Origin of the sequence: Methanobacterium lacus (genome assembly GCF_000191585.1) — an archaeon.
GTDB lineage: Archaea > Methanobacteriota > Methanobacteria > Methanobacteriales > Methanobacteriaceae > Methanobacterium_B > Methanobacterium_B lacus.
In genome coordinates this window covers 616906-642335 of record NC_015216.1, presented here as the reverse complement: position 1 = coordinate 642335, position 25430 = coordinate 616906, and the positions used below count along the sequence as shown (strand labels likewise).

General features: G+C 36.3%; 27 protein-coding genes. 17 read left to right on the top strand and 10 right to left on the bottom strand.

Going from position 1 to position 25430, the window contains the following annotated elements:
* Nucleotides 1-234: 234 nt before the first annotated feature.
* The 5 genes from METBO_RS03385 to glyS all read left to right on the top strand — a co-directional run bounded on the left by METBO_RS03385 (nt 235) and on the right by glyS (nt 5915).
* The gene (locus METBO_RS03385; protein ID WP_013644267.1) at nt 235-807 is read left to right on the top strand and encodes a M48 family metallopeptidase; all 573 of its coding nucleotides are present in this window, start codon (nt 235-237) and stop codon (nt 805-807) included.
* Between the two features lie 276 nt (nt 808-1083).
* Entirely contained in the window at nt 1084-2580 is a 1497-nt protein-coding gene (gene tfrB, locus METBO_RS03380) for a fumarate reductase (CoM/CoB) subunit TfrB (RefSeq protein WP_013644266.1), read from the top strand.
* A gap of 28 nt (nt 2581-2608) precedes the next feature.
* On the top strand, nt 2609-3310 hold the full coding sequence (locus tag METBO_RS03375; protein ID WP_013644265.1) for an RNA methyltransferase: 702 nt from the start codon (nt 2609-2611) through the stop codon (nt 3308-3310).
* 233 nt (nt 3311-3543) lie between these two features.
* Nucleotides 3544-4149, top strand: coding sequence for a dCTP deaminase (dcd, locus tag METBO_RS03370; RefSeq protein ID WP_013644264.1), 606 nt, complete (start codon nt 3544-3546; stop codon nt 4147-4149).
* Nucleotides 4150-4187: 38 nt separating this feature from the next.
* A complete protein-coding gene (gene glyS / locus METBO_RS03365) occupies nt 4188-5915 on the top strand; it encodes a glycine--tRNA ligase (RefSeq protein ID WP_013644263.1) in 1728 nt (575 codons plus the stop codon).
* A 53-nt stretch (nt 5916-5968) separates the two neighbouring features.
* On the opposite strand, the gene METBO_RS14015 is transcribed toward glyS, so the two are convergent.
* Nucleotides 5969-6730, bottom strand: a complete 762-nt coding sequence (locus METBO_RS14015) for a phosphatase PAP2 family protein (protein ID WP_013644262.1) — start codon at nt 6728-6730, stop codon at nt 5969-5971.
* A gap of 206 nt (nt 6731-6936) precedes the next feature.
* Between METBO_RS14015 and METBO_RS03355 the strand changes: the two genes are divergently transcribed.
* Complete coding sequence (locus METBO_RS03355) at nt 6937-7692, top strand: TatD family hydrolase (RefSeq protein WP_013644261.1); 756 nt, start codon at nt 6937-6939, stop codon at nt 7690-7692.
* An 87-nt stretch (nt 7693-7779) separates the two neighbouring features.
* Here the strand turns inward: METBO_RS03355 and METBO_RS03350 are convergent, their stop codons facing one another.
* The 6 genes from METBO_RS03350 to METBO_RS03325 all read right to left on the bottom strand — a co-directional run bounded on the left by METBO_RS03350 (nt 7780) and on the right by METBO_RS03325 (nt 13084).
* Complete coding sequence (locus METBO_RS03350) at nt 7780-8652, bottom strand: carbohydrate kinase family protein (protein ID WP_013644260.1); 873 nt, start codon at nt 8650-8652, stop codon at nt 7780-7782.
* A gap of 90 nt (nt 8653-8742) precedes the next feature.
* On the bottom strand, nt 8743-9531 hold the full coding sequence (gene minD / locus METBO_RS03345) for a cell division ATPase MinD (protein WP_013644259.1): 789 nt from the start codon (nt 9529-9531) through the stop codon (nt 8743-8745).
* A 31-nt stretch (nt 9532-9562) separates the two neighbouring features.
* A complete protein-coding gene (gene minD, locus METBO_RS03340) occupies nt 9563-10342 on the bottom strand; it encodes a cell division ATPase MinD (RefSeq protein WP_013644258.1) in 780 nt (259 codons plus the stop codon).
* 11 nt (nt 10343-10353) lie between these two features.
* On the bottom strand, nt 10354-11589 hold the full coding sequence (locus tag METBO_RS12925; RefSeq protein ID WP_013644257.1) for a DUF2226 domain-containing protein: 1236 nt from the start codon (nt 11587-11589) through the stop codon (nt 10354-10356).
* A gap of 83 nt (nt 11590-11672) precedes the next feature.
* On the bottom strand, nt 11673-12029 hold the full coding sequence (locus tag METBO_RS03330) for a cell division protein SepF (protein ID WP_013644256.1): 357 nt from the start codon (nt 12027-12029) through the stop codon (nt 11673-11675).
* A complete protein-coding gene (locus tag METBO_RS03325; protein WP_013644255.1) occupies nt 12026-13084 on the bottom strand; it encodes a DUF1611 domain-containing protein in 1059 nt (352 codons plus the stop codon). The genes METBO_RS03330 and METBO_RS03325 overlap by 4 nt, the downstream gene beginning before the upstream one ends.
* Before the next feature lie 132 nt (nt 13085-13216).
* On the opposite strand from METBO_RS03325, the gene METBO_RS03320 reads away from it, so the two are divergent.
* Genes METBO_RS03320 through METBO_RS03310 form a run of 3 tightly spaced genes read left to right on the top strand, consistent with a single transcriptional unit; the run spans nt 13217 to nt 15175 of the window.
* Nucleotides 13217-13564, top strand: coding sequence for a roadblock/LC7 domain-containing protein (locus tag METBO_RS03320; RefSeq protein WP_048186513.1), 348 nt, complete (start codon nt 13217-13219; stop codon nt 13562-13564).
* 41 nt (nt 13565-13605) lie between these two features.
* Complete coding sequence (locus METBO_RS03315; protein WP_013644253.1) at nt 13606-14565, top strand: 3H domain-containing protein; 960 nt, start codon at nt 13606-13608, stop codon at nt 14563-14565.
* Between the two features lie 46 nt (nt 14566-14611).
* Nucleotides 14612-15175, top strand: a complete 564-nt coding sequence (locus METBO_RS03310) for a ZPR1 zinc finger domain-containing protein (RefSeq protein ID WP_013644252.1) — start codon at nt 14612-14614, stop codon at nt 15173-15175.
* Nucleotides 15176-15585: 410 nt separating this feature from the next.
* Here METBO_RS03310 and METBO_RS03305 read toward each other — a convergent pair whose 3' ends face one another.
* The 3 genes from METBO_RS03305 to nadC form a co-directional block, all read right to left on the bottom strand.
* Nucleotides 15586-15879 carry a hypothetical protein gene (locus METBO_RS03305; RefSeq protein ID WP_013644251.1) on the bottom strand — a complete coding sequence of 98 codons (294 nt, stop codon included), beginning with the start codon at nt 15877-15879 and terminating at the stop codon, nt 15586-15588.
* A 540-nt stretch (nt 15880-16419) separates the two neighbouring features.
* Complete coding sequence (locus tag METBO_RS03295; RefSeq protein ID WP_013644249.1) at nt 16420-16947, bottom strand: hypothetical protein; 528 nt, start codon at nt 16945-16947, stop codon at nt 16420-16422.
* Nucleotides 16948-17114: 167 nt separating this feature from the next.
* On the bottom strand, nt 17115-17954 hold the full coding sequence (gene nadC, locus METBO_RS03290; protein ID WP_013644248.1) for a carboxylating nicotinate-nucleotide diphosphorylase: 840 nt from the start codon (nt 17952-17954) through the stop codon (nt 17115-17117).
* Nucleotides 17955-18163: 209 nt separating this feature from the next.
* Here nadC and rnz point away from each other — a divergent pair, with 209 nt between their 5' ends.
* The 8 genes from rnz to METBO_RS03250 all read left to right on the top strand — a co-directional run bounded on the left by rnz (nt 18164) and on the right by METBO_RS03250 (nt 25371).
* Nucleotides 18164-19072, top strand: coding sequence for a ribonuclease Z (gene rnz, locus METBO_RS03285; protein ID WP_013644247.1), 909 nt, complete (start codon nt 18164-18166; stop codon nt 19070-19072).
* Entirely contained in the window at nt 19062-19823 is a 762-nt protein-coding gene (locus METBO_RS03280) for a mechanosensitive ion channel family protein (protein WP_013644246.1), read from the top strand. The genes rnz and METBO_RS03280 overlap by 11 nt, the downstream gene beginning before the upstream one ends.
* Nucleotides 19810-20406 carry a class E sortase gene (locus METBO_RS03275; RefSeq protein WP_013644245.1) on the top strand — a complete coding sequence of 199 codons (597 nt, stop codon included), beginning with the start codon at nt 19810-19812 and terminating at the stop codon, nt 20404-20406. The genes METBO_RS03280 and METBO_RS03275 overlap by 14 nt, the downstream gene beginning before the upstream one ends.
* A gap of 303 nt (nt 20407-20709) precedes the next feature.
* On the top strand, nt 20710-20961 hold the full coding sequence (locus tag METBO_RS03270; RefSeq protein ID WP_013644244.1) for a 4Fe-4S dicluster domain-containing protein: 252 nt from the start codon (nt 20710-20712) through the stop codon (nt 20959-20961).
* Nucleotides 20962-20972: 11 nt separating this feature from the next.
* Nucleotides 20973-21539, top strand: a complete 567-nt coding sequence (locus METBO_RS03265; RefSeq protein ID WP_013644243.1) for a hypothetical protein — start codon at nt 20973-20975, stop codon at nt 21537-21539.
* Nucleotides 21539-22450: an NADH-quinone oxidoreductase subunit B family protein gene (locus tag METBO_RS03260; RefSeq protein ID WP_013644242.1), complete on the top strand. Its 912-nt coding sequence runs from the start codon at nt 21539-21541 to the stop codon at nt 22448-22450. Before METBO_RS03265 ends, METBO_RS03260 begins: the two co-directional genes overlap by 1 nt.
* Nucleotides 22451-22465: 15 nt before the next feature.
* Nucleotides 22466-23914, top strand: coding sequence for a Ni/Fe hydrogenase subunit alpha (locus METBO_RS03255; protein ID WP_013644241.1), 1449 nt, complete (start codon nt 22466-22468; stop codon nt 23912-23914).
* Nucleotides 23915-24144: 230 nt separating this feature from the next.
* Nucleotides 24145-25371 (top strand): roadblock/LC7 domain-containing protein, encoded by a 1227-nt coding sequence (locus METBO_RS03250; RefSeq protein WP_013644240.1) that lies wholly within the window; start codon nt 24145-24147, stop codon nt 25369-25371.
* Nucleotides 25372-25430 lie beyond the last annotated feature (59 nt).

Genomic DNA, 25430 nt, shown 5'->3' with positions numbered 1-25430 from the left:
AATAAATTTGTTTAAGATCACTTTATAAACAGATTACTGTTTTAGGCCTTTTAAGCCATTTAACATTAGTAAATAGAAATTTTATATTTACCCCTCTTAATCAAAACACATTTTAGTTACGAACACATTTATACTATTTTGCCATATTACTATTTTAAGGTGTTCAGCCTGAAAATTCATTAATTTGTTTTTTTGTATATCCATTTGATTAATATTAAAAAAGTTTGGAACAGCATGATTGAAAAAACCTTGATAAACGACATCGAAGTGGAGTACGAAGTCGTCCACAGAAAAGTGAAAAATGCCCGTCTTGAAATTAAAACAGATAAAATTAGGCTTGTAATGCCGCTAAACCACTTCAACACCACTGAAATTATAAAAAATCATGAAAAATGGATTTACAACAAGGTTGTTCGCATAAAACAGATGCAAGCTGAATCTGAAAATAGGAAGCTCAACTTCGATCTGGGTGAAGAGGAATTTAAAACCATGGTTAAGGAATTGATACTGGAATTTACCAAGGATTTAGGAGTGGATTTTAACAGAGTATTTTTTAAGAAGATGAGATCCCGGTGGGGTAGTTGCAGTTCAAAGAAAAATCTGAACATCAACAAATATCTAAGATTTCTTCCTAACCATCTCATAGAATATGTTGTTTATCACGAAGTAGCACACCTAGTTGAAATGAGCCATAATAAAACATTTTGGAACATAATAGCATTTAAATATCCTGACTACAAACAAGTTGAAGATGAACTACTGATTTACTGGCTCTGCATCAAGAAATGTCTTGAAACCCTTGAATAAATCGATAAACCTGCTAATGATAGAATAATATCCTACTAATTCTAAAAATATATTTGCAAATTTGAAATTTAGTTGAAGATGGTAACTAGATCGTGTCTGGTTTAAAATAAATGTCCAGCCTCTGATAAAAAACATTAATTATAATGTACGTTATATTGATCTACATCGTTGTAAGTAGTTAACTAGATTAGTTTGTTATTTTTTTATGAATGTTTTAACTTTACAATAAAGAAAGATTTGAGAAAAAAATCAGTCCTAAACCCTTGAAGTGATAAAATGATAAAGGTTAAAATTCTAAGACAAAATCCTCGAACAGGGAAAGAACCCTACTTCGAAGTTTACGATGTTGAGGAATCTGATAAAATGAAGATCCTCGATGCCCTAAACCAGATTAACAACAAGTATGATGCAGATATTGCATACAGATATTCCTGTAGAGCAGGTCAGTGTGGATCATGTGCTCTGAAAATGAACAACAAGATTGTTCTAGCTTGTAAAGCAGAAATAAAAGATGGGGCTGTTTTAGAACCCCTAGATTTTGAGGTTTTAAAGGATCTGGTGGTGGACAGATCTAAGTACGACAACAAAGTCACAAAAATGGATCTGTTTGTGGAAGGCGACTGCAGTGTGCAGGAATGTCCTCAAATCATGTTTCCCAAGGACTACGCAGATACTAAAAAAATTCGAAGCTGCATAGAATGTTTATCCTGTCTCTCTGCCTGTCCAGTTGTCAAACAAACTGAAGAATTTGCAGGTCCCTACTTCATGCGTTACATCTCCAAATTTGCCCTTGATCCAAGGGACTGTGCAGACAGAGCAGCTGAAGGTTTTGATGAGGGACTCTACACCTGTACATCCTGTGGTAAATGTAAGGAGGTATGTCCAAAGGAGATAAACACCTTCGGATCTGCAATTGAAAAACTCAGAGAAATCTCAGTGCAAGAAAATATAGGGCCGTTACCAGCCCATAAAACAATTTTAGAACAGATCAAAAAGACTGGAAGATCAGTTGAACCAGCTGGAACTGGAGAATTTCCAGAGGGTTTTGTGAAAACCCAGAAGAACGTTAACAATGGTTCAAAACATAAAATTGCACTATTCACAGGTTGTATGGTCGATTATAAACTTCCAGAAATTGCAGTGGCCCTTCTAAAGGTTATGGAAGCAAACAATATAGATGTGATTGTGCCAGATGGTCAGATATGCTGTGGATCACCTTTGCTTAGAACTGGACAGACTGAAATATTTCCTGAAATAGCAAAAAGGAATTATGAAGCATTGAAGGACTACGACACAATTGTAACTGTCTGTGCAGGATGTGGTTCCACACTCAAAAATGACTATCCCAAGGCAGGTATTAATTTGAATGTTAAGGATATAAGCGAGTTTTTAGCAGATAAATTAGAAACAGATACCATGAAACCTGTTAACATGAAGGTTTGTTATCATGACCCATGTCACCTCGTGAGGGGCCAGGGAATATCTAAAGAACCTCGGGAATTGCTTAACAAAATTAAAGGTGTGGAATTTGTAGAGATGGAAGTTCCAGATCAGTGCTGTGGTGCAGGTGGCGGAGTAAGGTCTGGAAAGCCTGAAATTGCTGCAGGTTTGGGCAGTAAGAAAGTTAAAATGGTTGAAAAACTCGATGTTGATGCAGTTATTACCATATGTCCATTTTGTGAGTACAACATCCAAGACTCTCTAGATAGGGAAGGTTTAAATGATGTTAAAGCCATGAACATCCTTAAACTCCTTGAAATGGCTTATGAATAGAGAATTATGGTTGAGGATTGGATTTGAAATGATATACGTAGTTTTTGTAGAACCAGAATCACCTGGAAACATAGGGTTTCTTGCCCGTACAATGAAAAACTTTGGGCTCACCAATTTGGTGCTTATAAATCCATGTGAGCTTAAAAATGAGAGTTATTATCAGGCTATGCATGCAAGGGATGTTGTTAGTAATTGTGAAATATATGAAACACTCGAAGAGTTTTTAGAAAAAGCAAATATCAGTACTGCAGTTGCTACAACTGGAAATGCTGGTGGAAGTTACAATATATCTAAGATCGCAGTTACCCCAGAAACCCTTTCAGATTCAATTAATTATGGTGGAAATATCTGTTTGATCTTTGGGCGTGAGGGAAACGGACTATCAAATCAGGAAATAGCACTCTGTGATGTTATTGTGAGCATTCCAACCCACGAAGAGTATCAAATAATGAATGTCACCCATGCAGCTGCCATAATATTCTACGAACTTTTTAAGAAGGAGAAATCCTACCCTGTAGACACTTTAGAACCTGCTTCAGCCCAAGAAAAGAAGAGTTTGACCGCGATTATGGATGAGATAATTGTTAAACTTGGTTATCCAGAACATAAAACTAAAAATGCACAGCTGGTTTTTGATAGAATAATTCAACGTGCATTTATTACAGGAAGGGAAGCCCACACACTTAAGGGTACTTTACGCCGGATAAACCTCCGTACAAAGGAAAAATGAGTATAATAAGATAGACAATTTTATCCAATCCTAAAAAATCATTAAACTCATTAACACCATGTTAAGAGTTACCTGAACACCACATTCATTAATCACGTTACTAAGACGATTATGTCAAGATGTTAAATATAGAATATTTTTGTGATGGTTATCCAACCAGGCACTAAATAGAAAAAATATAATCGTAGTAAACCATAAATCAAGATTATAAAAAAAAGGAAAGAGGGCAATAAATGGCCATTCTAAGTGACAAAGATATAAAAAAGCATATTCAATCTGGAAAGATCGTTATTGATCCATTAAAAGAACCTGAAAGACAGATTCAACCATCTTCTGTAGATTTAAGGATAGGAAATGAATTTAAAGGATTTAAGATTATCCGAAAACCATGCATCGATCCAATGGACGAATCTGATATTGAATCCTACATGGAATCATTTTACATCGACGATGGTGAACCCTTCATAATCCATCCTGGAGAATTTGCCCTTGCCACCACGTATGAAACAATTGAGTTACCAGATAATTTGGTTGCACGTGTAGAGGGTCGTTCTTCAATGGGTAGGTTGGGTATAACCATGCACGTCACAGCAGGTTACATTGATCCAGGATTTCGTGGAAAGATAACATTAGAAATATCCAACATTGGAAAGATGCCAGTGGCACTTTACACCGGACAGAGGGTGTGCCAGATAGTGTTTGAAACCATGACTACACCTGCCGACCGTCCATATGGACATCCTGAAAGGGACAGCAAGTACATGAATCAGGAACGTCCAGTTACAAGTAAAATTAAACACGACTACGAGCTTGTAAGAAGGAAGAATAATAAATTATAACTTCAAAAATTTTTTTCTAATTAAATGTGAGGAATTGCATGTCTGATACTAAAGTAATGAACATAGCTAAAAAAAGAGGATTTTTATGGTCTTCATTTGAGATATACTCAGGTTCTGCAGGATTTTTTGATTACGGCCCATTGGGTGCAACTCTTAAGAACAACATCATCTCAAAGTGGAGAAAGTACTACATTGTGGGTGAAGGATTCTATGAAATTGAATCACCAACCATAATGCCAGAGGAAGCACTCAAGGCTTCTGGTCACGTTGATCATTTCACAGATCCCATGACTGAATGTAAAGATTGTTTAGAAGTGTTCAGGGCAGACCATGTCATTGAAGACGTTATTGATGATGATGTGGAAGGACTTGAAAATCAGAGGTTGACTGAAATAATCTCTGAAAATCAGATAGGATGTCCGAAGTGCGGGGGTCATTTGACACATGTTTGGAGTTACAACCTCATGTTTCAGACCATGATCGGAGCTAAAGGTAAAGCAACAGGATATATGAGGCCCGAAACTGCTCAGGGTATTTTTATACCGTTTAAAAGGCTTTTAAGATTTTTCAGAGGTAAGTTACCATTTGGTGTTGTTCAGATAGGAAAGGCCTACCGTAATGAAATTTCACCACGTCAGGGAATCATAAGGCTCAGGGAATTCACACAGGCAGAAGCTGAAATATTTGTGGATCCTGTTGATAAAGACCATCCCAAGTTTGGAAATGTTGCCAATGATAAGTTAAAACTCTTATCATCAGATGCACAGTTAAATAAAGAAGATCCTAAGATTGTAACAGCAAAAAGTGCAGTTGAAACAGGCTTGGTTTCTTCTGAAGTTTTAACTTATCAACTCTGCATAGCCGGAAGATTTTTAGCTGATCTGGGGATTCCAATTGATGTTATAAGGTTCAGACAGCATCTTCCAACTGAAATGGCCCATTATGCCATTGACTGCTGGGATGTTGAGGTTTTAACTGATAGATTCGGTTGGATTGAAATCATAGGAATAGCTGACAGAACAGATTTTGATCTTAAATCACATGCCAAGTACAGCAACGAAGATCTGAGTGTTTTCATTGAATACGATGAACCTAAAAAGATCAATAAACTTGTTGTTAAGCCAGACATGAAGAAGTTCGGCCCATTGTTTAAGGCAGATGCCCCCAAAGTTATCAAGGCATTAGAAGATCTGGATGCATCTGAAGTACAGAGAGTATTTGACAATGGTGAAACCTACAATATCGACCTTGAGGATAAAACTGTTGAAATAAGTTCAGATGTGGTAAGTTTCAATGAACAAGAGGAAATGGTACGTGGTGAAAAGGTTGTTCCACACGTTATTGAACCATCATTCGGTATTGATCGTATCATCTACTCTGTTTTACTCCATTCCTACACAGAGGATGATGAAAGGGAATTTTTAAAACTTGAAAAACAGATAGCCCCAATTGGTGTTAATGTCTTTCCACTGGTAAACAAGGATAAACTTGCAGAAAAAGCCCATGAAATAAGGGAAGAACTTAGGAATCAGGGCATAATTGCAGAGTACGATGGTTCAGGAACAATTGGAAGGAGATATGCTCGTTCTGATGAAATTGGAGTTCCATTTGCTGTTACAGTTGATCATGAAACCCTTGAAAATAACACAGTAACCATCAGAAACAGGGACAATTTAGAACAGGTAAGAATTCCAGTTCAAAATGTTTATAGCGTTTTAATTGATTTATTAACTGGAAAAATGGAATTTAAATCATTACAACAGTGAATCCATTTTCCACCCTCATTTTTTTTTGGCCAAATAACATTGTATTTTAATTTTTATAAGAAGCATATATCTATCGTGATTAGTGCTAGGAATATTAATGCGTACCACTTTTCGTTTTGCAGATTTAGTTTTCCTGTTTTAAGTAAATATTGTAGAGCCCCTATCACGATCACCATCATTATTATGGCCAGCCCAATTCCAAACAAAACATCTGTTGGGAAGTGCACACCCGCTATTAACCTGCTTAGAGATAGGCTTATGGCAAAAACAAGGAGTATGATTGCTAAAACTGTTTTTTTGAGGTTTCGTTTAAATGTTTCATCGTTGGTCAGGAAACAAATTATTAGGGGCAATGTACCTGCAAATGCTTGGAATGCGTGTCCAGATGGAAAAGAATGACCCCCAGGATAGTATATGCTGTTGATATCTGGATAAAGCACCCATGGACGTGGAACAACACCATAATATTTTATTAGGTCCACAATTGGAATACCTATAGCCAAAGTCATGACAGATAACAAAAGCACTACCCTGTATGGTTTCAGCTTATTAAACTTAAAAGATGCCAAGTAAAGTAGGGAAATAGGTGTTGCAATAAAGGACAGCGTAAGCGTGGTGAAATAGTAACACAGATTTGCAAACAAGTAATTTGTACGAAGAATATTAAAATTAGCTAAAAACCAATGATTAAAATTAGGAGTTAAGTATATTACTAGAGCCAATATCCATAAAATAGCTGTGCATAGGATAAAAATTAGTTTGTTCCTCTGATCAAAGTGAAACAATTTTAAATCCTCAGATGGAATTGTTTTCATGCTTCTGTCCATTTCTCAATACACCTTACTTTATTTGATTAATATTATCAGTATTAACCATTCTTGTTTAATTTACTTATAAACGACTTTTTACATGAATTTGTGCACCTAAGTTTAGTAATGTTGATTAAGTGCAAACTTCTAAAAATAATATAGTTAGAAGTGCAAAAACGAGCTAAATGTAAATATTTTATGGAGATAAAAGTATGATAGATGCCCATATACATGCAGATACAAGGCCTTATGAAGATTTTGAAAGAATGTCTGTTTCAGGAATTAAAAAAGCAGTGACATGTGCCCATGATCCATTAAAAATGAGCACTTCCGACGTTGTGCTCGATCATATCCATAGAATAATGGAAAATGACACCAAAAGAGCTGGTGAAAATGGTTTGAAGCTTTATTCTGCAGTAGGTGTTCATCCACGGAGCATATGTAATGACTATGCCATTGTGATTGAAAAAATTTCAGAACTGGTTGAAGACAAAAATGTAGTTGCAATAGGAGAAATTGGGCTAGAAACCACTTCAAAGAGTGAGGTTGAAGTGTTTAAAGAGCAGCTCAAACTTGCACAAGATCTGGATGTGAAGGTTATTGTACACACCCCTAGAACTCATAAGGCAGAAGTTACCATGGTAACTGCATCGATAATAGAAGAAAATATTGACACGTCACTGGTACTCATTGATCACGTGGATAACTCAATCATTGACAGGGTTAAGGATTTTGATGGGATTCTAGGATTAACTGTCCAGCCACATAAAATGACTTCAGACGAGGCAGTTGAAATAATGGATAAATACGGTTACGACAAGTTTGTTCTAGATAGCGACATGAGCTCATCACCTTCAGACCCATTGTCAGTCCCTAAAACTGTTCACAAATTAAGGAAAGCCGGTGTGGAGTCAAAAAATATTAAAAAGGTTTCCTACAACAACGCTGCTAAGTTCTTCAAGATATGAATTTTAAAAGAAAACTTAAATTACTATAAATTTGGTTGTATCTCTTTTTCCCATTATTTTTTCTTGATTTAAATGGAGGGAACGTACTTATTTTAATTTAAATAGATCGGTATCCGACGCTCCAAATTTGGTTAAACAATCAAAAGCAGAATTATTGCCATCTTTTAGACAATTTGGAAGGTTTCTATTTCTTAAAAATCCATTGATAAACCCTGCTGCAAATGAATCTCCAGCTCCAGTTGTATCAACTGGTTTAACCATGTTTGATGGTTGATGAATTTCATGATCCATTGTGAAGAGTTTTGATCCTGCTTTTCCCAGTGTCACCACCACCATTTTAACACCTGCTTCAACCAGAAGCTTAGCTCCTGAAGGACAGTTTTCACCAGTTAAAAGACCGACTTCTTTCTCATTTAAAAATAGGATATCGGTTCTGGACAGTACATCTTCCATTGCTTTCATTCCAAAGGAAGCAAGCAGAGCACCGGGATTGAATGATAATGTATTAGCATGTTTTGAGGCTTCTTCCACAACTTCTATGTACATGCCTGTTAAATGTAGTATTTCAGAGTTTTTAATGAGATTAATATCAGGTTTTAATAGTTCAAATTTTGAATTTGCCCCCATATATGTGTATATGGATCGTTCTCCCACTTGGTCCACTGCTATAAATGCCATTCCTGTCTTTTCATCTATTGTAATGAGCCTTTCTGTGTTGATATTTTTTTCTTTGAAATTGGAACGAATGTAATTTCCAAAATTATCTTTACCAATTCTGGCCATGATCCCAGTTTTTAATCCTAAATCGGAAGTTTTCAATGCAAAGTTAGCAGCAGATCCTCCTAAGGTTACATTGAGTTTTTCAGTGTCCACCTCATCATCTGCAACTGCAAATCTGGGCACGTTCATCAGAAAATCAATGTTACAAGTACCAAGGGCTAAAACATCCAATTGATTCATGATTATCCACCATAAACAATTTCTTGTGATTGATTATTATTACTCCAAATTCCACATCTAAAAAAAAATTAATGTTAATATAAAAACTGTTTACTCTGGAAGTAAACCCACAAATTTCTTTATTCTTCCGAGTATTCCTTCTTTATCTGGCTCTATTGGTTTGTATTCCTTGCCAATAAGATCAGCTGCTAACTGCATAACAGCGTTGCTTGTGGGGGATGAGGGGTTTACCTCCACAATTGATCTTCCCAGTGCCATTGATCTTTCTATTTCCCGATCGTAGGGTATCACACCTATAAGTGGTATTTCTAAAATTGATTCTATTTCATTTTCTGATAGTAGAAATTTATCATCGTACCACATGTTTAAAACAAATCCCTTAATATCTATGTTCAATTCATTGAAAAGAATTCTAATTTTTAGTGCATCAGCTACAGAAGGCATGGTGGACTGTGTTACAAGTATGGCTTCTGTGTTCTCGGGTAGTCCTTCAAACACGTTGGCATTGATTCCAGAGGGCAGATCCATGAGGAAGACCTCACCATAATCTGAGATCTCATTCATGATCTTGTTCCATGAAATGTAGTTTGGATTGATATGCTTCAAAGTTTCAAAATGAATTCCAGTAGGAACAACACGCGCACCCTGATTTACCTCATAAACACATTCATCTATGGTTTTATCCCTAACCAGAACATCATGCAGCGTTACATCTGGATTTAACAAGCCTGTTATTACATCCAAATTGGCCATCACAAGGTCCAGATCCAACATTACCACTTCTTCACCAAAGAGGGATAATGCCACACCAAGATTGAAGGTTATCGATGTTCTTCCTACTCCACCCTTACCTGAAGCAAAAGCTATGAATCTTGACATTTTTTACCAGTTTATTGCAATTATTTTTATTTTATCTTCTTCCAAGAAGGCCTTCAACTAATTTTGAAATAACTCCCTTCTTATCAGGTTCAATAGGTTGGTACTCTTCTCCTATGAGATCCGCACCCAACTGCATTATTGCATTACTGGTAGGTGATTTGGGATTTTTTATTATCAGAGGTTCTCCAAATGCTGCAGCCCTACTCACTTCGGGATCATCTGGAATAACTGCTATTACAGGTACTTCTAATATTGTTTCAATTTCTGAAATTGTTAAAAAGGTTTTATCATGCTGTTCCCTGTTTATCACAACACCGATTATATCGACGCCCAGTTTGTTTGCGATTATTTTGGTCTTGAGTGCATCACTTATTGAAGGAACTTCCGGAGTTGTTACAAGGATCATTTCTTGTGCAGCGGCAATTGCTGCTAAAGCATCCTTTTCAAGCCCTGCTGGAGCATCAATAAGTAATATGTCTGCTGTTTCAACCAAAATTTCCAGTGCACTTTCCAATCTATCCATTTTAATTTTACGCAGTCCCTCAAGGGAGATTCCTGCTGGAACAACCTTCACTCCTCCAGGTCCTTCATATATTGCATCCTCAATGGATGCTGCACCTGAAAGAACATCGTGCAAGGTGACTGATTTCCCTTCCATACCTAAGATAAGTTCGAGGTTGGCCATTGCAACATCTGCATCAAGGACTATTGTTTCTTCCCCGTATGTAGATAATGCCACTCCTAAGTTAGCTGTTATCGTTGTCTTTCCAACTCCGCCCTTTCCTGAAGCAACTGTTATAACTCTTGTCATCTGATACCCCCTTAGCTGATTTCTACATTAACGTCAAATTTCTCGACAATCTCAGGATACTTTCTGAAACTCTTCCTGATCTCAATTTGAGACATGTCTACAATTTGTTTTTCTAATTTCATATCGTCGGAATCTCCCATTATTCTCGAAAGAAATCCCTTAGATTCTGTTTCTATAATAATATTAACATTTCCAGTTAATTCTCTGGAATTTTCTAGGAAAACCATTACCTCAGCACCCTTGATTCTTGGAATTCCAAGTATGGATTTTTTTATCTTGTTCATCAGTGTGAGTTCTATTTTTTCAATATCCTCCTCACTGACAGAACCCCCTTTGTAAGATTCTAATATGTTGTCAACATCTTCTTCTTGAATATCCTTTATACCATACTTCTTTAACAATTCTGTACGATCCAATGGTTCGGATTCTAACTCTGGCATTTCATTGTTTTCATTTTCTTCAACTGATATTTCGCTGGATTCATCATCTGAAAGAATAGTTTCTGGAGATGATTCTGTTGAATTATTTTCTTCTGTTGAATTGATGTTAGTATCAGTATTAATTTCCGGTTCTAAAGATTTATTGATCTTGGGTTCCGGTTCTGGAATAGTTTCAGAAGGTTCGGGAATTTTATTACTTGTTTCGTTTTCTACTTTTTCGGTGTTGTTTAATGGTAGGTCTTCTGTTTCAAGTTTTGTTGGTGAATCAGATTTAACTGTTTCTATTCTGTGTACAGTCTCTTTGGGATCTGAATCCTCCTCTTCTTCAGGTTTAGATACATTAATCAGGTTTGATTCTGTTTCATTCCGGACTTCTTCTGGCTGTTCTGACTCTTTAATAGCTTCTGATACTAATTTTGGCTTGGGAACTGCCATAGGCTTTGGTTTAGGTGCATCAACCATTTTAAGTTCGTCAATGATTTTATAGGCTTCAGATCCCAGAATATATGGCCGGTTTATTTCCATTAAGAAATCTATCTGAGACTCTCGAACATCAAATACTTCTATCAATGTTAAATCCTTATTCACGGCAATCTGAATCTTTTTTATTGCATCTGCTCTGGAAAACCTTTCGTAAGATGCAGCAATTTCTTTACCATTTTTAAAAAGGATAAAACCTTCATCATCGCCTTCACTAATACGTATGAATCCATTATGATTTTTCGATGTTAATTCATTTAACATTTCTTTAAAATCACAATTCTCTGCATAGCTAACTGTTGAAGGTCTGGTTATTGGCAAATCCATTAATATCCCCCGTAAATAAATTTAAAATAACAAAATATAAAAGGGTTTGAAGTCCTCTCGATGTTTCAAGATACTGGTAACTCTTACTTCCTTATGAGTTTGATCTCTGGAGGAGTAATGATGATTATGTTCTTACCATTCTTACAAAGAAGTATGGCTTCACCGCCAGTTTTATCCCTGAATGCCTTTAATTTCTCACCGGCTAATTTAAATTCTTCTGGACTGTCCCTTTCCAGAGTGCTCATATCCATTATGATGGGATTTTTTTCCTCTGTTATCTGGCTCAAAGCAAAATCAAAGTCGTCAAGGTTTTTGGCCTTCATGAGAATAATTTCGTACAAAGAATGTTCAGGAACAATTATGGTTTCCTGTTCCTCTTTATGCTCATTTTCATCATCTATCCCAATGTTCTTTTTAATTGTATCCAGTATATCCTTCATTTCTTTAGGTCCCCTATATAATCAATAATTACATCCAGTAACCTTGAAGCTCCTCCATTTCTCACATCTACAGCAGGTAACCCGTACTTTTCTTCGAACTTTGCGAGTTCAGATTTATCTTTAACATTTCTAAGATTTACTGATAATCCAACTACGCTGGTTGGTTCAACTGCTTCTATTGCACGAACCTCATAATCAATTCCCCTTGGTTCCCTGTATGGATGATTAGGCCTGTGACATACAACTGTAGCATCAGGCATTGCACCTATAAGTATTGCTGTAGACAAACCCCTTGGGTGTGGATTACCCATCTCAGTTATGCTTGATTGACCTTCTACAAAGATTATGTCTGGCTGCTTAAGTTCTTCCATGTATTTGATGGAACCAATAACAGCAGATGCAACATCCATGACAGAAAGACTTCCTGCTCTGAAATTCATATCTACAGGTTGTTCAAAACCCATTTCATCAGTAGAAATAACAACTGCATTTAAACCTTTTTCTTTAGCTGCTTGACCCAACATTCTAGTTGTGGTTCGTTTTCCACATTCCTGTGAGGTACCCCCTACAAAAACAACAGGTGTTTTATGTTTGTAGCTGAGCTTTGGAAGCACTTCTGTGCACATTGGAGGTGCTGTTCCGAAAATTTTGCGTATTACATCCAATCGTGGACTAATTTCCTTAATCACAACGCCTTTGGAGTCGGCAAACTTGAATATTGATTCATTTTGAGCAAGTGGAAGGGATCTAAACGAAGTTACAACGTTTTTACCGCTGTCTATTGCCTCTACTGCGTACTTCAAAGCAGATCCTTCTGCGCCTATTGGGAGCATTATGGCAACACTCTTGGCATCAGTAGTTTCCAAAAGTTCCTTTAAATTTCCTGATACTGTGTGGCCACAAAACTTCTGGCCCTGTTTTTCGATGTTATCATCTATGAAACCTACTGCTTCTACTCCCTCAAAATTAGAAAATTTTTCTCCGCCTCCACCACATCCTATGATGATGAATGGGTTGAGATCTTGGATTTCTTGAAGAGAAGTTATAAAATACACTGGATCACTCCTATAATTTTTGGTGAATAACTGTGAAACTTAACATTACCTATTTATTTAATAAATGTTAAACCAAGATATATACTTTGGGTAGATACTCAATTCTATTGTGGAGGCATTGGTATGGTAGAAATGATAGAAAGAATATTGAAGGATTTAGGAAGGATAAACGGAGTAAGCGGATCATTAGTAGTTGGTAAAGACGGTTTGATAATAGAAAGCGAAGTTCCAGGAGACATTGACTCTGAACTGGTTGCAGCTATGTCATCTGCAGTTTTTGGTACAGCAGAAAGATCGGCTGAAGAAATGAAGCATGACCCTCTGCAGCAAGTAATGATCGAAGGGGAAAAAGGAAAAACCTTGATGATTGATGCTGGAGAAGGAATTTTAGTAGTAATAACAGACATAGAAATAAATCTAGGATTGATCAGGATAGAAATGAGAAGAAGTGCCGAGAGAGTTATTGATATGTTAACATAAACCCCTTGGCGTTTTACTTAAGTAAATGAGGGGATGAACAAATGCGAAAACCCTATGTAATATTGATCGGAAGTGCATCCGGTATTGGTAAATCTACTATAGCCTCTGAATTAGCAAAGGAATTAGGAATCAAACATTTAATCGAAACAGATTTCATTAGAGCCATAGTTCGTGGAATAATAGGCCCAGACTATGCACCTTCACTACACAAATCTTCATTTGATGCATATTTAACATTAAGGGATAAGGAGCGATTTGATGGAGACACAGATTCATTAATTGAAGCTGGCTTCGAAGATCACGCCTCATTTGTAATACCCGCCATTGAAAGAGTTATAAGAAGAGCTGTTGATGATTTTGATGATGTGGTAATTGAGGGAGTTCACCTTGTACCAGGATTCATAGATATCGAGAAGTTCCAAAAGGATGCATCCATCCATTTCTTCGTTTTAACTGCAGACAAAGAAGTTCACAAGGAACGATTTGTTAAAAGGGCAATGAAGATTAAAAGGGGAGGAAAACATCTTGAGTACTTCAAAGAAAATCGTGTTATAAATGATTATCTAGTTAAAAGTGCAATTGAACATAATATTCCCGTAATCAATAATCAAACCATTGATCACACTCTAAAACGCATGTTGACACTTATCCGGGGAATTTGTAAAGTTATGCTTTTCAAACACTCTGTTGACCAACTTGAAGAAGAAACTTCCATCATACTGGATAAATACGGAGGTAGAATGGTTGATGTTTCCTACTTCCTTCCAGGGTTTGGTGAACCGCTCAAGAGAAATGTTAATGTGTTTGACCCAGTTGAGGCTAAGAGGTTCATTGATAAGTTGGATGAAAATCCTAAACGTAAAAAGGATCTCGAAAATCTCTACAGTTTATCTGGTAACGTTCACAGCCACAAGATCTGTGCCCCTGATAAGAAAAGTCTCGAGGCCATGATCAAGGATCTGGATGATGCTGGGTTGATCTATAAAAACGAAGAAACATAAGAAGACCAGTAATATTTGAACTTGGATTAATTAAGGAGATCTTTAATTGAACAACATAAGCACAGACTGTCCTGTTTGTAAAGGTAGAAATACCCTAGAAATGACCAGTAAAACCGAAGAAATACCCTATTTTGGGGAAATTCTTGAATCTACTATTATTTGTTCGGAATGTGGTTACAGGCACACAGATACTATTTGTCTTGAACAAAAGGAACCGGTATATTACTCCCTTTTGATAAGTAAAGCTAACATCAATGCAAGGGTTGTGAAATCTCAAACAGCAACCTTAAGCATACCAGATTTGGGACTTAAAGTTGAGCCAGGACCAAAATCACAGGGATACGTTTCAAATGTTGAAGGTGTTTTAAACAGATTTGAATCTGCAGTGGAAACAGCCATTGAATGGGCAGAAGAACCTGAGGTAAAGGAAAATGCCATTAAGATAATTGAAAAAATTGAGGATATTAAATCCGGTGATGGATCTGCAACCTTAATAATTGAAGATCCCTTTGGCCACAGCGTAATTCTTCATGATGATGCTAAACACAGAAAATTGTCCCAAGAAGAAGTTGAGAATTTAAATACTGGCTTTGTTACCATTGACCAATAAATTCTTGTTTAGGAATATCCACTTGGTTTTTCCCAGGTTGTTATAAATAAGTTTATTCCAACTGACTAGGGCTATCTATTTTTAAAAATCGTAGATGTTTTTATTGTAGGAGATAATATTCTTACCCTACTAATCTTCTCTGAAATTTGTATGAATTTCATATATATTAGTATGATTTTTATCACATATAATTAATTAATAAAACCCACATAGTAAGAATCATTTTTTATGGAAATAACAAAAGTATAAGTAATCAAACAGGAGTTTTCAGCCATAATCAATATACATACACCATTTACCCACAAATATACTGATAGTTATCTGTAAAAAAAAAATTTAGTGCTTTATTCAATATTCTAGGTAGATATTCATAGTAAATTTTTTTTTTGGTTATTTTTTTTAAATAATTCTCAAATATGGAATTTGTCTACTCTTATATGTAAAAATTTACAATTAGCATAAAGTTCATTGAAATATTTTATATCTGAATATTTACATTTCATACAATTATTTTCAGAATCCGTTTCTCTGTAGTTATATTTCTGTTTTGAATCTGTAGAATTGAAAATTATCCAAACTATTCCAACAATAATAATTCCAATTGCATGCATACTAAAATAAGAAAATCGATCATTTACAATTTGAGTAATTATAAAAGATATAATCCCTATGGAAATAATAACAATGCCAGTATAGGATTTCATTATGCCTCCTGAAAAAATTCATTTTTTAGATCGATATTTTTTGTATAGTTATGGAATTCTTGAATTCTTTTTATTGTTGAATTTTGCTATTATCTTTTATAAAGTAAAAAGTCTAATTATTTTTCTTATTGCAGTAAATATAGTAAGAGATCTAGCCATTAACATGTATAAAAATGGAATTACTAGTAAAGGAACAAAATCATAACCCAAAATCAAGTGATCAAAATTAGTTCTAATCGTCTCTGTAACGAAATAGACAGATCCAATAATAATAGACCAAATTATTAAATTCTTCCATCCAATATTTCCTATTCTATCAAATATTTCTCTGAAACTAAATGCTGTCTTAATTTCACCATTATTATCTGCCCATATGTGTATCGCAATTAACAATATAGGAGTGATCAATACAGTGTAAAAAAAAAATATTAAAAACAAAATAACAAGAATATAGTAGATTACGCCTTATTCAATACTATTTTGTAAAAAAAAACTTAATTCATATGGAAAAATGGTTTGTTTAAGGAATTAATAATGAGATTAAAATATCTCATCATCGTCATCATCAACATCTTTAAGCTTCAATGATTTTTTAACATCCAAACTTAAAGCATCACAATCTGCTTTTATTGCGTCTAAATGTTTTAAAATCCTGAATTTTTCTTCATTAATTCTTTTGATGTTGGTGTAAGGGTATATTGATTCTTTGAGCATTTCATATTCTATTGTTGTGTAAGGATAATCATTGAGCTGTTCACAAACACGTTCGAGAACTTCGCCTAAAAATTTGTTCATTTCAACCTTCACACGTTCCCTTATCATCTTGTCTTTGTCAAGATTCTTCTTCATCAACCTTACAACTTCTGCCTTGGCAAATGGTAGGTCTTCGCCCTCTTCTTCGGTTACTACTTCGTCCCCTAAAATTACTTCAGAATCCTCGACATCTTCGGTTGATTCTTCGTCCCCTAAAGTTTCTTCAGAATCCTTGACTTCTTCTGTTTCTTCGTTAACTTCGTCAGTAGTTTCATTCACTTCTTCATCATTAAATTCATCTTCGTTAAAATCCATGATCTGTGCCTCCTAATATCAATTAATCATCTGTTAAATGCCATATATAAAGTTATTTATAATATTAATTATTCCCCCCATAATTTTACATTAAAAACTTAATGTTGTGCAAATAAATGGAGCTAACTTCAAAAATATTGAAAGGGCCTATTTTTTTAAGACAGAATCTATACAATTTCAAGACTGAGATCCAGTGCTGTTACAGAGTGTGTAAGATAGCCTGTAGAAATAATATCCACCCCAATACCAGCATAATTCTCAATGTTATTTGGACCTATGCCTCCAGAAACTTCAATTAGGATATTGTCCCTCAGATTCTGATTTTCAATGGCTTTAACCACATTTTTCACTTCTTCAGGATCCATGTTGTCCAACATCACAATATCTGCCCCTGCAATCGAAGCTTCCAATGCATCACTCATATTTTCTACTTCAATTTCAATTTTTTTAGTGAAACTGACTTTGCTTCTTGCAATTTTAACTGAGTCCCCAACACTTCCCACAATGGCTATGTGATTGTCTTTAATTAAAACACAGTCATCCAACCTGTAACGATGGCTGTCTCCACCACCCAATTTAACTGCTTCTTTCTCAAATAATTGTAGTCCCGGGGTGGTTTTTCGGGTTGCAGCAACCCTCATGTTAGGATCAATCTTGTGCACCTTTGAAACAAGGTTGAAGGTTGTGGTTGCAATACCACACATCCTCATGAGAAGATTTAGAACAGTCCTCTCAACACCCAGTATCGTCCTTGCATCACCCTCGATCTCCATCAGCACATCAGATGCATCTATTTTTTCACCATCTGAAACCAAAGCATTTGCATCCACTGAAAATTCAGTGAAAATTTCACATGCAAGCTCTATTCCCGCAGCGATTCCTATTTCCCTGCTAATAATGCGCGCCTTAATCATAGTATCCGGTTTTATAAGGGCTGTTGATGTGATATCTTCAAATCCCACATCTTTATGGATCATTCCAATTATTTCAGTTAAATCGTACTTCATAAACTTACACACCAGTCAAAAAAATTCAATAATATAATGTTCTATCGGAATACAGTACTATCTATAGGTATTTCTTTTATAAAATAAAAGATATAAATATTCTTCACTCGAGGGTAGCAGAACCGTAACATAACATGGATTAATAATTTAATGGTATTCCAGGCTCTGTTCGCCACTAAGATAGATTGTAATTATTTAGGATGGTTTAAATGGAAATAGTATTTTTAGGAACATCATCGGCAATACCCACCAACAACAGAAACCACTCAGCCTTAGCTCTGAAAGCCTTTGGAGAAATCATACTCTTTGACTGTGGTGAAGGAACACAACGACAAATGACCCGGGCCAGACTGAGTCCCATGAAGATCGATAGAATATTTGTTACACACTTCCATGGAGATCATATACTGGGAATTCCAGGATTAATACAATCAATGGCCTTCAGGGGTAGAAGAGATACGCTGGAAATATACGGACCACCAGGTATTCAGGAACTTTTGAACAGTATGAAGAAGTTAGGTTACTTCGCACTCTCATTCAACATAGCTGTCCATGAAATAAAGGATGGCACAGTTTTAGAAGAGGATGATTTTAAAATTTCAGCCCAACTTATGAAACACTCAGTTGAAAATTACGCTTACTGTATCGAAGAAAAAAGAGACCCTAAATTTATAAAAGAAAAGGCCCTGAAACTCGGAATTAAACCTGGGCCAGCCTATGGTAAATTGCAAAGCGGACTTCCTGTTAAGATAGGAAACAAAATTATCAAACCTGAGGAAGTTTTAGGAGAAAAAAGAAGGGGTAGAAAGTTGGTTTACTCTGGGGACACACTGGCCTGTGAAGAAATGGTGGGCTTCTCTAAAGATGCGGATGTATTGATTCATGAATCAACCTTCAACAACAGCCACAAAGAAAAGGCATTTGAAACAGGGCATTCAACTGCTGAAATGGCTGCAGACATTGCAAAAAAAGCAGGTGTGAAAAGTTTGGTCCTGACCCATATAAGCACCAGGTACAAGGATGTTAAAACTCTTGAAATGGAAGCTCTAAATGTTTTTGAGGATTCTGTAGTGGCCGAAGATCTAATGAGGTTGGAGGTTGAACAGCATGACGATTGAATCCATCTTAAGCAACCCACTCTTGAAGGATGTTGTGGTAAGTCTAATAATAATAGGTGCAGCCCTTGGAATTGTTAAATGGACATCCATCTTCATCACTAAAACAGGAACAAAATTTGATTCTGAAGCAACTCTCATACAAGTTGTAAATGAGATCATAAGGTACAGTGTTTATGCCATAGCACTGACTTTGATATTAAATGAGCTGGGAATCAACATAACAGCCATTGCATTGAGTTTAGGAATTGTTGGTATTGCAGTGGGTTTCGCTGCGAGAGACACCATTTCAAACTTCATTGCAGGATTATTCGTACTGGCAGACAAGAGTTTTAAAGTTGGAGATATAATTGAGATATCAGATTACAAGGGAAAGGTCCATATAATGGGATTCCGGGTAACGAAACTAATTACCGCTGATAACAACATTGTTTCAATCCCAAATTCAAACTTCTCAAAGAACGTGCACGTAAACCACACCCCACTCGAAGAAAAACGGGTAGATTTGGCAATAACAGTACCTTACCAGGTTAAAGTTGAGGGTTTAAGAGAAAAATTTATTGAAATTCTAGATAAACATGAATGGGCACTCGATGATCCATTGCCAAATTTTAATATCAATGAACTTGCAGATACTGGTATAAAAAGCACTTTAAGTTTTTGGGTCGTTGATCCATGGAAGGTTGAAGAATACCGCTCCATCATAGCGAGTGAAATTGGAACATTGCTGGTGGTTGATATTGAAAAGGACTAATTGGATTGCTTTAGGAATAGTGGCTGTATGCATTGTAGTTTCACTAACCATAGCCTTGGCAGCCTTTGAACAGTCCAAAAATTTAACAGCCGCACAAAAGAGTTTGAAGGATTACAACGAAAAAATGAGTCAACCCGTAGATGCACTTGATCCATTGAGCACCAAGGTAGGTGCTTCCCTTGGAGAACTGGTCATTCCAAAACTTGGTGTGAACTGCACCATAAGATCTGACACAGTCAATGCATACAATGCAGTTTATCATTATCCTGAAAGTGCCATGCCCGGACAACCTGGAGAATGTGGTATACTTGGTCATAGAACTACCTACTCCGGATTATTTGAAAACATTGGATCGTTGGAAGTTGGGGATCAAGTAATAATTGTTGACACCATCATGAAAAAGAAGTACACCTACGCAGTAACATCCAATGGAAATGACATTAGATGGGATTACAAAACCAATCCCGTCACCTTTGCGTTGGATGGAAAGGCAAGGTTAATGCTCATGACATGTTACCCTCCTGGAAAAAAGGAAGCTGCATACATAGCACACTGCGAACTTGTATCAACTGACAACATTTAATAAATTCAATTTATTTTTATTACTAAATTTTTTGTGGGAAATGTCACAAACCCCTGTAAATTAGTGCTTTCTTTGTGTGCCATGTCACCATATTCATTTTTAGCTATAAATCAGTCCAAATTCTTCATGATATCATGGGGCTGTAACTATGCACTGGTTCTCTACTTAGTAAAGTTTTATTAATAATGAATAAAGCAATATAATAAATTAGTACTGTATGTCTTGATGAGAATTAATTGTATGGAATGATTGTTAACAATTAAAACTTTTCATGGTCTAAAAAAAGTATTAAGAGGCGTTAATATGGTAGAAATAGAAATAGACGAAAATGCATGTGTTGGATGCGGTTCTTGTGTGGACGACTGCCCTAACGATGTCTATGAAATGGATGAAGCAAAAAACAAAACAAAAGTTGTTAATGCTGACGATTGCATGGCGTGCCTTTCATGCCATGAAATCTGTCCTGCCGAAGCAATGGAACATAAAAACATACACGTGGCTAAAAGGCTGTATATCGATAGAAGAGTTAATGATATACTCAATAAGATAATCTAGGAGACATTGGTATGGCATATGAAATTAAAAGGGAAGGAAAGGAAATATTTGGGGATTTTAAACCTGAACTTATTCCTGATGAATGTGGGGGAGATATTGATGATTATGAAGAAGCCCTTCACGTTCTAATGAAGTTTGTTGGTTCAATGTCCAGCGCCCTTGAACAGGTGTCTGGAAGGGGTGCAAATGCAATTGTTTATCAAGCCGGTAAAAGAATGGGCCACGAAGCAGGTAAAATGGTTGAAAAAACCGATAACCTCGAGAAAGCAATGCAAGAATTGAGTGAAATTTTAGGTGCAGAATTTTATTTTGATATGTGGAAACCAGCTGGTCAAGAAGGTTACACCATAGAAAAGGGTGATGAAACAGTTGTGAAATTAATTTTCAGAGATTGCGTAGTCAGACAAACTCTCCGAAGAACTGGTCTTCCTCAAAAAGGACCTTTATGTTACTTATTATATGGTTACACTGTTGGTGCTGTGGAAGAGGTTATGGATATCAGGGGAAAACTCGACATCGACCATGTTGGACCAAATGCCTGTCTTAAAACGTTGACAATCAAGTGGAGTGGTAAATAATGGTAAACATCGCTCTCGAATTACTAGCAAGCTGCACAGGCTGTGAAATATCAATACTCGATCTTCATGAAGAATTGATCGATGTTCTTGAACAAGCAGACCTTGTTTACGCACCCATACTCATGGATGTGAAGGAAATACCTGAAAACATTGACATTGCAATTGTTTCAGGATCTGTAAGAAATGAAGAGAACAAAGAAAGGTTAGAAGAGATAAGAGAAAAGGCCAAAATAGTTATTGCATACGGGACATGTGCATGCTACGGAGGAATAACTTGTATGGCAGATCTCTACAGTCCTGAAGATGTATCAAACAGAAGCTTTAAAGATAATCCAAGTACAGAATCGGCACCAGAACCTTCTGAAGTAGTCCCAAAACTCCTGCCAATTGTACATCCTGCTGGAGACCTTGCATTAATAGATTATTATTTGCCAGGCTGTCCACCAAAGGAATATTTGGTAAAGGACATTCTTGTTCCACTGATCAACGGAGAAGAACCTGTTATACCTAAAAAATCTGTTTGTGCAGATTGTGAACGTACCATGGAACACGTTGAATTCGACAAGATCCACAGGAGAGTTGAAGGAACTCCAGATCCTGATCTGTGTTTTTTAAGCCAAGGTTACATCTGCATGGGATCCGCAACCCTTGGAAGGTGCGGTGCACTTTGCTCATCGGCAGGTGTTCCATGTCATGGATGTGGAGGACCTTCTTTGGACATATTAAGGGAACCTAACCACGATGTATACAACTGTATTGTAAACAGAATAGCCCATCTCTCCAAGATGCCCCACAAAGATGTTGAAAAACAGATCTACGATGTTGGGCACGTGATATACGGATTTGTTATTGGAAGCACTATAATGGAGAATAAAAAGGTTTCATTGATCCCTCAGTTGATCAAGAAATAGATTTTGGTGATAATTATGAAACAAATAGAAATAAGCCCAGTATCCAGAATTGAGGGCCATGCAAAAATCACAGTTCAGCTCGATGATGCTGGAAATGTTTCAGATGCTCACTTTCATGTCATGGAAATAAGAGGATTTGAAAAATTCTTGGAGGGTGCAGCTGTAGAAGAAGCACCTAGAATCACTCCAAGAATATGCGGAGTATGTCAAACAGCCCACCATGTAGTATCTGCAAAGGCTACAGACGCTGTGTTTGGTTTAGAGCCTCCTGAAACCGGGAAAAAATTAAGGGAACTTAGTTTACTGGGACAGTACATTCATTCCCATGCACTTCATTTTTACTTCCTTGGAGGACCAGACCTCGTGCTTGGACCAGATTCAGATCCCGCTGAAAGGAACGTTGTTGGAATAATCAAGAAGAATCCTGACCTTGCAAAGATGGCTATAAAAACCCGTAAAATAGGGCAGGAAATCACAACAGTTGTTGGTGGAAAACCAATCCATCCAGTCACATCCATACCGGGAGGACAGTCAAAGGTCCTTACATCTGGAGAAAGGGATGCACTACTTCCTAAAGTACAGGAAGGAATTGGATTAGTTGAAACCGGATTAGAAGTAGCTAAACCACTATTTGAAACTTATGCTAATGAAATTGAATCATTAGGACCGGTTGAAACTTATTTTGGCAGTTTAACAAATGGCGGTGCTTTAGAACTTTATGATGGACCAATGAAGATCATAGATAAAAATGGTGGTGCAGTAACAGAGTTTGATACTGTCAACTACTTGGATTACATCGAAGAAAAGGTTCAACCATGGTCCTACATGAAGTTCCCATACCTCAAACAAATCGGATTCCCTGAAGGTAACTACAGGGTTGGACCGCTTGCAAGGCTCAATATTGCAGATTCTGTCAATACAGAAAGGGCATCTGCACTCTTTGGAGAATTTAAGGATAACTTTGGAACGGCACAAAATCCTTTGCTCTACCATTATGCCAGATTAGTGGAGCTTATGTACTGTGTTGAAAGATCCATACAACTCCTTGAAGACGATTCCATCACAAGCACAGATATTAGAACAGATCTAAGCGAACCATTGATGTCCACTGCCGATGCTAAAAATTCTGATGAAAAAATGAGGGGCGTCGGTGTTATTGAAGCACCTAGAGGTACTTTGTTCCATGATTATGAAACAGATGGTGCTGGAATAATTCAAAAAGCAAATTTAATTGTTGCATCTGGACAGAACAACCTTTCAATGGATATTGGAGTTAGGGAAACCGCCAAAGCAATGATCAAAGGCGATGAAGTTTCTGAAGGACTTAAAAACCGTCTTGAAATGATTGTAAGGGCTTACGATCCATGTTTATCCTGTGCAACCCACATGATAAATGGTGAATCTTCCATGTTACTCGACATCCATGACAGTGACGGCTCCTTAATAAAGAGACAACTCATCTAAGACAGGGAACACATCAATTCCCTTTAATCATTCCCATATTATAATTCTGGGGATGATATCTTATTTTTTTAGTATTAACATGTTAATTAAGTTTAAAATATGTTAGAATTACCAATAAAAAGCTTTGAAGTTTTAGGCTAAATAATTAGCAGTATAAGATATAAAACAATAAACATAATAGCATTGATATCATATTAGGTTTGAATATTCAATAGTAAACTGGGATTTTTATGAAAAACTCTGATCTGTTGTTTAAACTTGAAAGGATCGTTATTGATCTCGTTAAAGTAGATGGGGTAGATGGCGGTTTAATTGTAGATGATACTGGGAAAGTAGTAGCTAAGCGAATGCTTCAAGACATTGATATTGAACTATTTGGACCAATGTCAAATGTTATTACCAGCTCTTCCAAAAGGTTGTTCAATTCATCCCATCAAGGAGAAATACAAAGGGTACTAATTGAATCGTTGAATGGTAAAGCTCTTTTTTTAAATCTTGAAAATGTACATTTAATTGTACTAATGAAAAATCATTCCAACGTTGGTCTGATTTTAGTTTCATCTAAAAGGGCTGCAGAAAAGATCAGAGTTTTGAGTAAAGATTTAAAACCAGATATTGTTGAAACAATAATAGAACCTGCAAAAGAACCTTTAAAAACGGAAATTGAGCCGGAAGTATCCCCTGAAAAACTTGAAGTGGTTAAATCTGAGGTGGCGGTTGATGAAATATCAGACCTGAAACTTGTGGAAACACCTCAAGAGGAACCGGTTGTCTTAGAGGAATCTTTAGAACTTGAACCACAAATAATAGAAACTGAATCAGAAGATAAGAGCATTCAGGTTTTGGAATCTTTGGAAGTTAAAGAATTTGAGATTGAAACTGAAATAGCAGAGGATGTTGAAACTTCTAAACCAGAAGCTGAAGAAGAAGTGGAAGAAGAAGTAGAATCTGAAGAAGTTATTCCTATAATTAAACCTCCTATTGCTTTCCCAGATATTAAAAAGATAACTGAAGTTCCTGAAGATGTCGAAGCCAGATCTGAGTTAATTTTAGATATTTATGAGGCCGTATTCCGGGCCATGTCCATTGGTGCCAGTAAGATCATGGGTGTTGCACCTGCAAGGGGTTTGACACAGAAGTTTTTACCATCACAGGAATGTGAAAGGCTATTAAATGGAGTTGTTGTTGAAAGTAATTCAACATTGAACTTCGATAAAATTAGGGAAAACGCTTCTAAAATCAAAGTTGAGGATAGAGAATCGGAGTTTATCGAAGATTTCACAAAAATTTTAGATGTTATCACCGATAACTACGGAAAAGTTATGGGCTACGAAGCATTTAGAGGAATGGTAAGGCCAGAATTTAAGATTATTGCAGATTCTTATGGTCCAGTCATGAACAAATTAGGAATAATCAACAAAATGCACCCTGAGATCTCCGAACTCTTCGGAAGTTAACATGTATTTATTTTTATAATTTTTTTTAGAACATCATACTCGTAGTATTTTGATTTTTT